Source organism: Breoghania corrubedonensis (assembly GCF_003053845.1).
Taxonomy (GTDB): domain Bacteria; phylum Pseudomonadota; class Alphaproteobacteria; order Rhizobiales; family Stappiaceae; genus Breoghania; species Breoghania corrubedonensis.
This window is the reverse complement of sequence record NZ_QAYG01000002.1, coordinates 473,888-487,256: the sequence shown is the minus strand read 5'-3', so window position 1 is coordinate 487,256 and position 13,369 is coordinate 473,888. Positions and strand designations below refer to the sequence as shown.

Here is a 13,369-nt window from a genome sequence, read left to right as displayed (position 1 = left end):
TCAATGCAACCAATGCACGAGGCGTGCTCCCGGCTTGATCGTCATGGGCGGGGAAACGTGTCTTTGAACGATCGAGCCCGCCGGCAGCCGGAAGGCGGGCTTCAGGAGAACGAGCGGCCATGAGCGAACCCTCCTTGCGACCGTCCGGGCCGGTGAGCGGACCTGTTGTCGACCGTTCCGAGCGCACCGGCAGCATCGGACTTCTCGTGTTGCTGGCGCTGGGGCTGGTGGTCGCCGCGGGCGCGATCGCGGTCATGAGCCGGGAACAGGCGGAGCCCTATGTGCTGGGGCTTCTGGGCCTGCTTGCCGTGGTCGGCGTCTTCTGCCTTTTCGCCGGAGCCATCGGGCTATTACGCTTTTCCTCGCGTGCGCGGGCCAATCCGCTCGCCCAGGCGTTCCTCGATACCAATGACATCGGCACCGTCATCACCGATGCGTCGGGCCGGATCATCTACGCCAACGAGGCCTACGCGGAAATCACCGGCACCGCCGGGCCCGGCGACGTGCGCACCGTGGAGCGTGTCTTTGCCAGCGACCCGGATGCGGCGGATGCGATCTTCCGCCTGTCGCAGGCGACCAAGAGCGTTGTGCGCGCGCAGGAGGAAGTGCGCCTGCCGCACCCGATCGGTCAGCCGGACGGCACCGCGCGCTGGTATCGCATCCGCGTGCGGCCGCTGGAGGTGAACGATGGCGGCGGCGTGCGCACCTGCACCACCTGGCTTGTCGCCGATATCACCCGCGACCGGGTGGAGCAGGAATCCTCGTTCCAGGAATTGCAGCGCGTCATCAATTTCCTCGATCATGCGCCGGCCGGCTTCTTCTCCGCCGATGGCCAGGGTCATATCGTCTACCTGAACGCCACGCTCGCCGACTGGCTTGGCCATGACCTCGCCCAGTTCGAGGCCGGTGCGCTGTCGCTGTCCGACATCGTGCGCGGCGACGGGGCGGAGCTCATCAACTCCATCACCGGCCAGCCGGGCGACGTGAAATCCGAGACGATCGATCTCGATCTCGTCACCCGCCAGGGCAAGACCGTGCCCGTGCGGCTGCTGCACCGGGTGCCCTTCGGGGCGGACGGGCATGCCGGGGAAAGCCGCACGCTGGTGCTCAATCGCTCGCCGGGCGAGGAGGCGCAGGAGGCGCTGAGGGCGGCGGAGGTGCGGTTCGCGCGCTTCTTCAACAACACGCCGATCGCCATCGCCTCGGTCGATCGCGAAGGCCGGCTTGTGCGCTCCAATGCGCCGTTCCTGAGGCTTCTGGGCAGACCGGAAACCGGGGAGGAGAGCGGGACGCGGGTGCTGACCGATTTCGTCGCCGCCAACGGCCGGGAGGCGCTGAGCGCGGCGCTGGAGGCGGCCGCCGAAGGACGCGGCGAGATCCACCCGATGGATATCGAGCTTTCCCATGACGGGGAGCGCTCGGCGACCTTCTACATCTCCGCGGTGGAAGACGGGGACGCCGATGGCGAGGCCGCGATCGTCTACGCGCTGGAGACGACCAAGCAGCGCGCGCTGGAGCTCCAGTTCGCGCAGAGCCAGAAGATGCAGGCGATCGGCCATCTGGCCGGCGGCGTGGCGCATGACTTCAACAACGTGCTGACCGCCATCATCGGCTTTTCGGACCTCTTGCTCGCCAACCACCGGCCGACCGATCCGTCCTTCCAGGACATCATGAACATCAAGCAGAACGCCAACCGGGCCGCCGGCCTGGTGCGCCAGCTGCTGGCCTTCTCGCGCCGCCAGACGCTGCGCCCCAAGGAACTGGCGCTCAACGACGTGTTGGCCGACCTCTCCATCCTGCTCGACCGGCTGCTCGGCGAGAAGGTGGAGCTGAAAGTCATTCACGGGCGCGATCTGTGGCCGATCATGGCCGATCAGAACCAGCTCGAGCAGGTTGTGGTGAACCTCGCGGTCAACGCGCGCGACGCCATGCCGGAGGGGGGCGGGCTGACGATCCGCACGGCTAATGTGGACGCGGCCCAGTCGGCGACGCTGGACGACACGCGCGGCATGCCGGTGGGCGAATACGTGCTGATCGAGGTGACCGACACCGGCACGGGCATTCCGCCGGAAATCATGGAGAAGATCTTCGATCCGTTCTTCTCCACCAAGGAGGTCGGCAAGGGCACCGGGCTCGGGCTTTCCACCGTCTACGGCATCATCAAGCAGACGGGCGGCTACATCTATCCTTCCTCCATCGTCGGCGAGGGCACGACCTTCCGCATCTTCCTGCCGCGACATGTGTCGGAGGAAAAGGTGGTGCCGAAGGAGATCGTCCCCGAGCCCACCATGACGGACCTGACCGGGTCGGCCACCATCCTGCTGGTTGAGGACGAGGAGGCGGTGCGCGCCTTTGCCGCGCGCGCGCTCGCCTCGCGCGGCTACACCGTGCACGAGGCCGGCTCCGGCACCGAGGCGCTGGCCGTGATGGAGGAGACGGACGGTGCGGTCGATCTCGTCGTCTCCGACGTGGTGATGCCGGAAATGGACGGCCCGAGCCTCTTGCGCGAGTTGCGCAAGACGCGGCCGGACCTGAAGATCATCTTCATTTCCGGCTACGCCGAGGGCGCGTTCGAGAAGAACCTTCCCGAAAACGAGAAGTTCTCCTTCCTGCCCAAACCGTTCTCGCTGAAGGAACTGGCCACCGCAGTGAAGGAAGCGCTTTCGGCGGAGTAGGCGGGCACAGGGGTATGCCGGGCTTGCTGGCCGATCCCGGACCGCGATCCTGTCTAATCTCACGAGCGTCATCAGGTGAGCGATGTGGCACGTCAGTGACGCTTCGCTGATCCGGGATGCCGACGTTAGACAGTGGACGTCCCAAACAGGTCGCTTTTTCTCGCCTCCTCCCGTCATTGCCCGGCTTCGTCCGGGCAATCCGGCAGGCAACGGCATATGCGGAGCGCGATGGATCACCCGGACTTCGCCGGGTGATGACGATGGAGAGGGCTGGGCATCGGCGCGACGGTCCGATGCTGCGTCCGGCAGCCCTCGATCTGCCGTAGAGACAGTCGGGCGTGCATCGCGCATGATGCGCCACGCTCCCGCGTGCATCGCAAGTTGATACTCTCCCTGGTTCTGTTATTATACGTTTGTTGTTCTTTGATTTATTCGGTTTTTATTTAACAAATCATGGGGGTGAAAGTGATGAGTATTTTAAGTTGTTTTTCCATGCGCCTTCGTCGCACGGGGGTCTCGGCCGCCGCTGCTGTCCTTCTTTCGCTCGTCGTCGCGCTGCCGGCGCTTGCACAGCAGTCGCTCACCGTCGGGCTCTATCCGTGGGTTCCACGGCTCGCGCAGTTCGAGCAGGCGATCACCGCCGCCTGGGCGCAGGTGGAGCCGAACGTGCAGCTCGTTTTCCTCACCGCCGACCAGTGGGACGGCGGCTATGACATGAACCCGCCGGCCAATGCGGATGTCTTCGTCTTCGATGCGATGTTCTTCCAGGACTTTCTGGGCGGGAACTATCTGGAGGCGATGACGCCGGCGGAAATCCAGAACGCGAACGACCTCATCCCCTATGCGCGCGACGGCGTGCAGAGCAACGGCAATTATTACGCCATTCCGTTGCTCGGCTGCTCCAACGTGCTGTTCTACCAGAAGGGGGACCAGCAGCTTGCCGCCGCGACGACCTTCAACGAGGTTTCGAACGCGCTCAATCAGTGCACCTACACCAGCCAGATCCCGCCCGACCGGCGCGGCCTGATGACCGACATGTCCGGCGGCACCACGAATGCGGCGCTCTATCTCGATATCGCCCATGCGATGACCGGCACCTATCCGCTGCCGCTGCCGCCGACACCGCAGGACCTGAATACCAACGCCATCGCCGAACAGAAGACCATGCTGGCCACCGCCAGCTACTTCAACGCGACCGTCGCCAACGACAATTCCTACCAGCAGAGTATCTGGTTCTCTGAAGGCTTCGGCCGCGCCGTCGTTGGCTATACCGAATCCATGAGCCAGATGAGCGATGCCACACGGGCCAATATCGCCTTCAAGGTGATGCCGTTCGGCGACGGCACCGAGCAGCCGCTGTTCTATGCCGACGTCATCTCGGTCAACACCACCACCAGCCAGCGCAACACGCGCACGCTTGCCGTCAAGCTCGCCAACCTGATGGCCTCGACCGACGTGGTGGTCGACAGCATCGGCGCGACCGCGACGGAGCCCGTCCCGCAATACCTGATGGCGACGCGCGCCAGCGTGTTCCAGCAGCTCTCGCAGCAGTTCCCGCTCTATCAGGACATGTGGAACATGGTGAACAATGCCAATCCGCTGATGTTCGCGCTTGCCGGCGACGCACGGTCCTGGCTCGACGCCATGAAGAACGTCATCAAGACGGACGTGCGCTCCAACTACCAGTGCGGCTGCGACTTCAAGGCGAGCCAGACGATCGCCAACAACAACGCCGCGCCCGCGATCTGCAGTTCGACCTGCCAGCCCCATGGCGGCTGGAACGGCCAGTGGACCAACGCCTATCCGGCCGCGCAGGACGGGTCCGTGTGCGGCTGCAACGCCTGTCCGCTGCCGGCCGCCTCTCTCGCGGAAGCCGCACCGGCCTCAAAGGCCGTCGGCGGTCCGAAGGGCAAGAACGACTGAGCTCGGCGCGAGGGGGTGAGCGAGAAGGACCCCCAAGGGTGTGTGAGAGACCGCCCAGCCCGAAGGGCACCGGGAAGACGCCTATCCTGGAGCGCCGGGACGATCGTTCCGGCGCTCTTTCTCACCTCGCATCGGCTTGCCGTGCGATGTCATCAGGTGAGCGGTGCGGTGCGAAGGATCGCTTCGCAGATCCGGGATCTCCCCGCGGTACCTGCCGCTCGAGGTCCCCGGTCGGGTTCGTGAAGCGGGGTTCCGGACAGCGGTGCCGCCGTCGCGGGAATGGCATCGCGTGTGAGGTCGATGTCCCCGGCGTTTCCGGAAAATGTCCAGTGCCGGGGGCGGGGACGCGCGCGAAGCGCTCTGCCCGCGCGTGGTCGCCCGGTCATCTTGAAAACATGACCCCGATCTTTCCGCCGTCATCACCCGGCTTTGTCCGGGTGATCCAGCACGTGCCGCGGAGCCGTCAGCCGAAATTGGATTGCCCGGACGAAGCCGGGCAATGACGATGGAGAGACCTGAGCGGGCGGCACAAACAAGGCTCAGGCCTCTGTCGCGCGGACAGGCCATCTGCGGAGGCCATCAGCGCGGGCCATCAACGCCCCGTCAGTACGCGACCGGTTTGCGCAGGGCGATCGCGATGCGGGCGGCGAGGCGGGCGTTGTTCAGCATCAGCGCGATGTTCGTCTTCAGACTGCGGCCGGCCGTCAGCTCGAAGATCTTCGCCAGCACGAAAGGCGTGACCTCCTTGCCGTGGATGCCTTGCGCATCCGCCGCCTCGAGCGCCGCCGTGATGTGGCCTTCCATCTCGTCGGCAGGGATCTCGGCCTCCTCCGGCACCGGATTGGCCACCAGAACGCCGCCATGGCCGCCAAAGCCGCTGCGGACCTTCATCAGCCGGGCGATATCCTCGGCCGTATCGAGCCGGTAGGGCGCCTCCAGGCCGGAATGTCGCGACCAGAAGCCCGGCAACTCGTCGCAGCCAAAGCCGATCACCGGCACGCCGCGCGTTTCCAGAACTTCCAGCGTCTTGGGAATGTCGAGCAGCGCCTTGGGGCCGGCGGCGACCACGCAGACCGGCGTGCGGCTCAACTCCTCGAGATCGGCGGAAATGTCGAGGCTGGTCTCGGCACCGCGATGCACGCCGCCGATACCGCCGGTGGCGAAGACCGAGATCCCGACCTCATGGGCGGCCATCATGGTGGCGGCGACCGTCGTCGATCCGGTGCGTCCCTCGGAGAGCGCGAAGGCGAGATCGGCGCGCGAGAGCTTCATCACCTCCTCGCTTTTCGCCAGTGCTTCCAGTTCATCATCGCCGAGCCCGATGCGGAGCGTGCCGTCGATGACGGCGATGGTGGCGGGAATGGCCCCTTCGGTGCGGATGGCGGCTTCCACCGCGCGTGCGGTTTCCACATTCTGCGGCCAGGGCATTCCGTGGGTGATGATGGTCGATTCCAGCGCAACGAGCGGTGAGCGCTCGGCGCGGGCTTCCTCGATTTCGCGCGAGGGGACGATTCTGTCTATCACGGGTTGTTATCCCCCGTTCCTTTGTTTCGTTGTTCGGTCAGTCCGCCTCGACGGCGTCGAGACGCAGGTGGAGGGCCGCGAGTGTCAGGCTTTCCGGTGCGGCACCCGTCGCCTCCACGGTGAGGGCGGCCGCGGCGCGACCGTAGTCCAGTGCTTGCGCGAGGTCGAGCCCCCAGGCAAGGCCGGCGAGCGTTCCCCCGGTCAGCGCATCGCCGGCGCCGGTCACGTCCACGACGCGAGCGGGCAGGGCGGTGCGATGCAGGCATGTCTTATTGCCGGTTTGCGCGAGCGCCGCGCCGCTTTCGCCGTCGGTGACGATGGCGGCACGCGGACCGTCTTCCATGTCGACCAGCGCCCGTGCCAGCGTTTCCGCCGTGCCCGGGGTTCCGACAAGAGCGGCCGCTTCCGCGCGGTTTGCGAAAAGCAGGTCGAGCCGGCCGAGAACCGGTTCCAGCCGCCGCGCCTTGGCGATGGAGACGGCATCGGCGACGAGCAGCACTCCCGTGCCGCGCGCTCCGGCAAGCTTGGCCAGTCGCTCCAGCGTGTCGGCGCGCAGATTGGCGTCGGCAAACCAGATCGCGGCTTGCGCAAGCGCTGCCGGGGGAAGGTCGTCGGGGGCGAATTCGAAGGTGATGGCGTCGTCGACGACCGCGGCCGCGAGCCGGCCGCCGGGATCGTGCAACGCGAGATAGCTGGCGGTCGCGCCCTTGCCTTCGCGCACGCCGGACATGTCGATGCCACGGCGGGCGAGCACGGCGGAAAGCGTGTCGCCGTCGCCATCGCGTCCGATCCGGCCGAATAGCCTTGCCGGAATGGCGAGCCGGGCCAGCACCATGGCGACGTTGGTCGCGACCCCGCCGGGGCGTGTCAGGATCCGGCCGGGGGTGGAGGTGTCGGGCAGGATGCGCCGGTCGGCATGGGCCAGGCGATCGAGGTGGATACCGCCGCAAAGGGCGACACAGAGCGCGGCCCCGCCGCCTGCGCGGCTGACGCCATTCTCGCTGACATGGGGGGCGCCGGCACGCGAGCCTGCACCTTCGTGCGCCGCATCGATGCTCTGCACGTGTGCGGAGCCGCTTCGTTCGCCCGCCGGCGCTGGGCCTGGCCCTGTCATTCGATTTTGCGTCCCGTTGCGCGGCATCCGGCCCGAAATCGGGCCATCCGGCCGTCGCGATGCCGGCCTCATGTCGCGAGTGTGGCGCCGATCATTGCAGCGGGCAAGACGGCCGGCCAAGTCATGTTCCTTGCCGATTCCCGCAGATCTCGCTGCGGAAGGGCGCCCGGCCGTGATGTGTCGACATACGGAACATAGATGGAACATACTGAAAATAAACCATAATTTTCAGGTGCTTGACATGGGGATAAATATGGAGAACAAAACAGGCACAAGAATGCAGTTTGAAACCGCCAGACGGGCGTGAAATAAGGACCGCAAGATGTCACAGGCCTCACTACGCCTCGTCGAGGGCACCGGAATGGACAAGACCAAAGCACTGGATGCAGCACTGGCGCAGATCGAGCGTGCCTTCGGCAAGGGTTCGATCATGCGACTCGGCGAAGGACAGGTCGTGGAGGTGGAATCGATTTCCACCGGCTCCATCGGCCTCGACATTGCGCTGGGCATAGGCGGTCTGCCGCGCGGCCGCATCGTGGAAATCTACGGGCCGGAATCCTCGGGCAAGACGACGCTGGCGCTGCATGTCATCGCCGAAGCCCAGAAGAAGGGTGGCGTCTGCGCCTTCATCGATGCGGAACATGCGCTCGATCCGATCTATGCGAGGAAGCTCGGCGTCACCATCGATGACATGCTGATCTCCCAGCCGGATGCCGGCGAGCAGGCGCTGGAGATCGCCGACACGCTGGTGCGCTCGGGCGCGATCGACGTGCTGGTGATCGATTCGGTGGCGGCGCTCACGCCGCGCGCCGAACTTGAGGGCGAGATGGGCGACAGCCTGCCCGGTCTTCAGGCCCGTCTGATGAGCCAGGCGCTCCGCAAGCTCACCGCTTCGATCTCCAAGTCGAAGACGATGGTGATCTTCATCAACCAGATCCGCATGAAGATCGGCGTCATGTTCGGCTCGCCGGAAACGACGACAGGCGGCAATGCGCTGAAGTTTTACGCTTCCATCCGTCTCGACATCCGCCGTATCGGCTCGATCAAGGACAAGGACGAGATCGTCGGCAACCAGACCAAGGTCAAGGTCGTCAAGAACAAGCTCGCGCCGCCGTTCAAGCAGATCGAGTTCGACATCATGTACGGCGAGGGCGTCTCCAAGATGGGCGAGCTCGTCGACCTGGGCGTCAAGGGCGGCATTGTCGAGAAGTCGGGTGCGTGGTTCTCCTACAACAGCCAGCGGCTGGGTCAGGGGCGCGAGAACGCCAAGAATTTCCTGCGCGAGAACAAGGAAGTTGCCGAGGAGATCGAGCTGGCCATCCGCCAGAACGCCGGCCTCATCGCCGAGAAGATCACGGATCCGAGCGCCGGCAGCGACGAAGACGAGCCGAGCGGTTCCGTGGACGATTGATCGGGAAAACGGGCCGCAAGGACCGGCTGCAACCCGGTTGGCGATCGGCGTCCGCCGCGTCCCGACCGGCAATATTTCGCACGGCCGCGCCCATCGCGCGGCCGTTTCGCGTTCGGGCCACGCGCTTCTCTCCGTTTGTCATCCCCGCGCAGGCGGGGATCCAGTAACCACAGGATCCGGCCGCAGCGCGCGAGTGGCGCACGCCCCTGGAATGCTGGATTTCCGCCTTCGCGGGAATGACATCGAGTGTGGCGGTGATCCCGTTTCCATGCCTGCCAAAAGAGAGTTGATGACGGCGCGGGGATCGAGGCCGCTCATGCCGGAGCCAACGGGCCGGGTCGCTAATCCCACGCCTGCGATCTCCCGCCCTCCCGCCGTCTCCCCCTTGCCGCCGCCGCCGTCTCGCTTTCAGCCTGCGCCGCACGACCTGACGGCGTTTCGTTCACTGATCGGTCTCTTTGCCCGATGTTTGACCTTGCAGCCCCCGGTTGCGACCCCTTAGGAACGGTGGCTCCCGATCCCGAGAGGTTTCTCCGAATGCGCCTTGTTTCCACCCTCCTTGCCGCTGCTCTTGTGGGCGCGGTGTCCGCTCCCGTTGCTGCCGCGCCTGTCGCCCCGAAGGTGCTCGTCATTTCGATGTTCAAGCACGAAGCCGCCAACTGGCTGGAGAACGAGGGGCTGAGCGACAAGATCGCCATAGACGGCCTGTCGAAGGACTTTCCCGACGTCTCGTGCAACGACAAGGGCCTGTGCCTCGTCACCACCTCCATGGGCTACGCCAATGCGGCGAGTTCCATGATGGCGCTGGTCCTGTCCGACAAGCTCGATCTCACGAAGACCTATGTGCTGATCGCCGGGATTGCCGGTGTCGATCCGCAAAACGGTACGCTCGGCTCCGCCTTCTGGGCGCGCTACGCCATCGATGGCGGGTTGCAGTGGCGGATCGATGATCGCAAGGCGCCCGAGGGCTGGACGTCCGGTCAGTTCGGCATGTTCTCGAAGGCACAGGGCGAAAAGCCCGGCTCGCGTTATGGCAGCGAGGTCTATCATCTCAACGAGGCGCTCGCGGAACGCGCCTATGAACTGTCGAAGGGCGTCGAGCTCGCCGACAGCGACGGGGCCCAGGCGTACCGCGCGCATTACCCGCAGGAAGCGGCGAAGGCCGCACCTGCCGTCGGCATCTGCGACACGGTCTCCGCCGACCAGTGGTGGCACGGGGTTGCGCTTTCCAGGGCCATGAACGACTGGGCGAAGGTGCTCACCGACGGGGCGGCCGATTACTGCACCACCCAGCAGGAAGACAACGCCACGCTGACCGCGCTCGCGCGTGGGTCCGCGCTCGGCCGCATCGACATGGACCGCGTCGCCATTCTGCGCACGGCTTCCAATTTCGATCAGCCCTATCCGGGGCAGGCGCCGCAGGATTCGCTCAATGCCAATTCCGGCGGTTTCGGGCCTTCGCTCACCAACGCCTATCGTGTCGGCAAGGCCTTCACGGATGCGGTGCTGGCCGACTGGAGCGCCTGGGAAGGCGGAATTTCGGCGAAGTAGAGCATCGGACCCGAGCGCCGTTGTGATTCCATAAGAACGCCCGGCGCTTCTGATTCCATAAGAACGCTCGGCGCTCCGGCCGCGCGGTGGAGCGATGGCGGCGCGTTCTCTTTCGCCTTGTGCGACAGGGCGTGCGCACACCGCTTCCCTTTGCCTTGCGAAGGCATTAAAACCCGCGCGAGGAATTACATGACGGGTCTTTGGCGGCGCATTGGAAAATCCGCCGCCGGGGCCCGCGGGGCCGATGCCTTTTGCCGGCTCTTCTTTCACGAAATGACGAGGTCGAACCCCTGATGAGCGGCGTCAACGAAATCCGATCGACATTCCTGGACTTCTTTCGCCGTAATGGCCACGAGATCGTGTCTTCCGGCCCGCTGGTGCCGCGCAACGATCCGACGCTGATGTTCGCCAACGCGGGCATGAACCAGTTCAAGAACGTGTTCACCGGGCTGGAGAAGCGCGACTACAAGCGCGCCACCACGGCGCAGAAATGCGTGCGCGCCGGCGGCAAGCACAACGATCTCGACAATGTCGGCTACACCGCGCGCCACCACACGTTCTTCGAGATGCTCGGAAACTTCTCCTTCGGCGACTACTTCAAGGATGTCGCCATCGAGCATGCCTGGACGCTGATCACCAAGGAATTCGGCCTGCCGAAGGACAAGCTGCTGGTCACCGTCTATTCCGAGGACGACCAGGCCTTCGATCTGTGGAAGAAGATCGCCGGGCTGACCGACGACAGGATCATCCGCATCCCGACCTCGGACAATTTCTGGACCATGGGCGACACCGGCCCGTGCGGCCCGTGCTCGGAAATCTTCTTCGACCACGGCGATCACATCTGGGGCGGCCCTCCGGGTTCGCCGGAGGAAGACGGCGACCGTTTCATCGAGATCTGGAACCTCGTCTTCATGCAGTACGAGCAGAAGACGAAGGAGGAGCGGGTCGACCTGCCGCACCCCTCCATCGACACCGGCATGGGGCTGGAGCGCATCGCCGCGGTCCTGCAGGGCGTCCACGACAATTATGACATCGATCTCTTCAAGGCGCTGATCGCGGCGTCGGAGTCCGTCACCGGCACCAGGGCCGAGGGCGAGCAGCGCAATTCGCACCGGGTGATCGCCGATCACCTGCGCGCGACCTCCTTTCTGATTGCCGATGGCGTGCTGCCGTCGAACGAGGGCCGTGGCTACGTCCTGCGCCGCATCATGCGCCGCGCCATGCGCCATGCCCGGCTGCTCGGCTGCGAAGAGCCGGTGATCTTCAAGCTGGTGCCGGCACTTCTGGCGGAGATGGGCCGCGCCTATCCGGAGCTGATGCGGGCGGAAAGCCTGATCACCGAGACGATCGAGCTGGAAGAAAAGCGCTTCGGCCGCACGCTGACGCGCGGCCTGTCGCTGCTCGACGAGGCCTCCCAGGGGCTTGAGAAGGGCGACATCCTCGACGGCGAAACCGCGTTCAAGCTTTATGATACCTACGGCTTCCCGGTCGATCTCACGCAGGACGCGCTGCGCGCACGCGGCGTCGGGGTCGATCTCACCGGGTTTGGTGACGCCATGGAGCGGCAGAAGAAGGAAGCCCGCGCGGCCTGGGCCGGTTCCGGCGAGGCGGCGACCGAAAACGTCTGGTTCGCGCTGAAGGAACGCGTCGGGGCAACCGAATTCCTCGGCTACGAGACCGAGCGCGCGGAGGGCGTGGTCACCGGGCTCGTGCGCGACGGGGAAGAGGTGCGCGAACTTGCCGCTGGCGAGAGCGGGGCGGTGATCGTCAACCAGACGCCGTTCTACGGCGAATCGGGTGGCCAGGTCGGCGACACGGGCATGATCGTTGCCAGCGGCGCCAAGTCGGAACTGAAGGCGACCGTCACGGACGTGCAGAAGAAGGCCGACGGTGTCTTCGTCCATCTCGTCACGGTGGAACACGGCTCATTGCGCCTTGATGATCCGGTCGAGCTGATTGTCGATGTCGCACGGCGCGCGGCGATCCGCGCCAACCACTCCGCGACCCACCTGCTGCACGAGGCGCTGCGCGAGGTGCTGGGCGGTCACGTTGCGCAGAAGGGCTCGATGGTTTCGCCCGACCGTCTGCGCTTCGACTTCTCCCACCCCAAGCCGCTCGATCCCACAGAGATCACGCGGGTGGAGGACATCGCCAACGCGATCATCCTGCAGAATGCGCCCGTCGAGACCCGCCTGATGGCGGTCGACGATGCCATCGAGTCCGGTGCGATGGCTCTGTTTGGCGAGAAGTACGGCGACGAGGTCCGCGTCGTCTCCATGGGTACCGCGATCGATGGCGAGAAGGCCGGCAAGACCTATTCGGTGGAGCTTTGCGGCGGCACGCATGTGCGTCGCACCGGCGATATCGGCCTCGTCAATCTTGTGCATGAGGGCGCTGTCGCCGCCGGCGTGCGCCGTATCGAGGCGTTCACCGGCGAGGGCGCGCGCCGCCATCTGGAAGAGCAGGACCAGCGCCTGCGCGATGTCGCGGGGCTTTTGAAAGTCTCGCAAACGGAAGTTTCCCAGCGCGTCGCGAGCCTGATTGAGGAACGGCGCAAGCTGGAACGGGAACTGGCCGATGCCCGCAAGAAGCTGGCACTCGGCGGCGGCGGCAACGGTGGCGCCGATGCAAGCGTGCGGGAGGTCGGCTCCGTCAAGCTGATGGCGCGCGCGGTGGAAGGCATCTCGCCGAAGGACCTGAAGGGCCTGGTGGACGATGCGAAAAAGTCGCTCGGCTCCGGCATCGCCGCCATCGTCGGCGTCACCGAGGACGGCAAGGCCGGCATCGTGGTGGGCGTCACCGACGATCTGACCGATCGCTTCTCCGCCGTCGATCTCGTGCGCGTCGGCTCCGCGGCGCTCGGCGGCAAGGGCGGCGGCGGCCGTCCCGACATGGCGCAGGCGGGCGGGCCGGACGGAACGAAGGCCGATGAGGCGCTGAAGGCGATCGAAGACGCCCTGGCGGCGGCCGGCTGAGGCGGGCGCGCCTGGGACCGGTTCCGGACCGGTTCGCGCATCTCCTTGTGGCCCATTCTTCGAGGCGGCCGCAAACATGATGCCGGTGCCGCGAGCATGGGTCTTGCGGGGCCGCCGCATACCGTGCTTGTGAGGAGGACAGGAAGCGGCAAGCACGGGCGCCCCGGAGGCGCGCAGGCGGGAGGATCGTCACGAC

At 65.7% G+C, this 13,369-nt stretch carries 7 protein-coding genes; 5 read left to right on the top strand and 2 right to left on the bottom strand.

All coding sequences use genetic code 11. The annotated features are described in order from the left end of the window. The first annotated feature begins 119 nt into the window (after positions 1-119). Both cckA and bcmE read left to right on the top strand, forming a co-directional pair. Complete coding sequence (gene cckA / locus C8N35_RS10345; RefSeq protein WP_107989591.1) at positions 120-2,675, top strand: cell cycle histidine kinase CckA; 2,556 nt, start codon at positions 120-122, stop codon at positions 2,673-2,675. 468 nt (positions 2,676-3,143) lie between these two features. Further along, positions 3,144-4,598, top strand: coding sequence for a thiamine pyridinylase (bcmE, locus tag C8N35_RS10340; protein ID WP_210203472.1), 1,455 nt, complete (start codon positions 3,144-3,146; stop codon positions 4,596-4,598). Between the two features lie 603 nt (positions 4,599-5,201). Here bcmE and C8N35_RS10335 read toward each other — a convergent pair. After that, a complete protein-coding gene (locus tag C8N35_RS10335; protein ID WP_107989589.1) occupies positions 5,202-6,122 on the bottom strand; it encodes a pseudouridine-5'-phosphate glycosidase in 921 nt (306 codons plus the stop codon). 37 nt (positions 6,123-6,159) lie between these two features. Continuing rightward, complete coding sequence (locus tag C8N35_RS10330) at positions 6,160-7,185, bottom strand: PfkB family carbohydrate kinase (protein ID WP_210203471.1); 1,026 nt, start codon at positions 7,183-7,185, stop codon at positions 6,160-6,162. A gap of 373 nt (positions 7,186-7,558) precedes the next feature. On the opposite strand from C8N35_RS10330, the gene recA reads away from it, so the two are divergent. From recA to alaS, 3 genes are all read left to right on the top strand, one after another. After that, complete coding sequence (gene recA / locus C8N35_RS10325; RefSeq protein ID WP_107989587.1) at positions 7,559-8,647, top strand: recombinase RecA; 1,089 nt, start codon at positions 7,559-7,561, stop codon at positions 8,645-8,647. Positions 8,648-9,184: 537 nt separating this feature from the next. Then, positions 9,185-10,198, top strand: coding sequence for a purine-nucleoside phosphorylase (locus tag C8N35_RS10320; RefSeq protein WP_107989586.1), 1,014 nt, complete (start codon positions 9,185-9,187; stop codon positions 10,196-10,198). Positions 10,199-10,491: 293 nt separating this feature from the next. Then, positions 10,492-13,173 carry an alanine--tRNA ligase gene (gene alaS / locus C8N35_RS10315; RefSeq protein WP_107989585.1) on the top strand — a complete coding sequence of 894 codons (2,682 nt, stop codon included), beginning with the start codon at positions 10,492-10,494 and terminating at the stop codon, positions 13,171-13,173. Positions 13,174-13,369 lie beyond the last annotated feature (196 nt).

Excerpts from the sequence above, each read along its gene's own strand:
- cckA (WP_107989591.1), top strand. The coding sequence starts at position 120 with ATGAGCGAACCCTCCTTGCGACCGTCCGGGCCGGTGAGCGGACCTGTT.
- bcmE (WP_210203472.1), top strand. The coding sequence starts at position 3,144 with ATGAGTATTTTAAGTTGTTTTTCCATGCGCCTTCGTCGCACGGGGGTC.
- recA (WP_107989587.1), top strand. The coding sequence starts at position 7,559 with ATGTCACAGGCCTCACTACGCCTCGTCGAGGGCACCGGAATGGACAAG.
- C8N35_RS10320 (WP_107989586.1), top strand. The coding sequence starts at position 9,185 with ATGCGCCTTGTTTCCACCCTCCTTGCCGCTGCTCTTGTGGGCGCGGTG.
- alaS (WP_107989585.1), top strand. The coding sequence starts at position 10,492 with ATGAGCGGCGTCAACGAAATCCGATCGACATTCCTGGACTTCTTTCGC.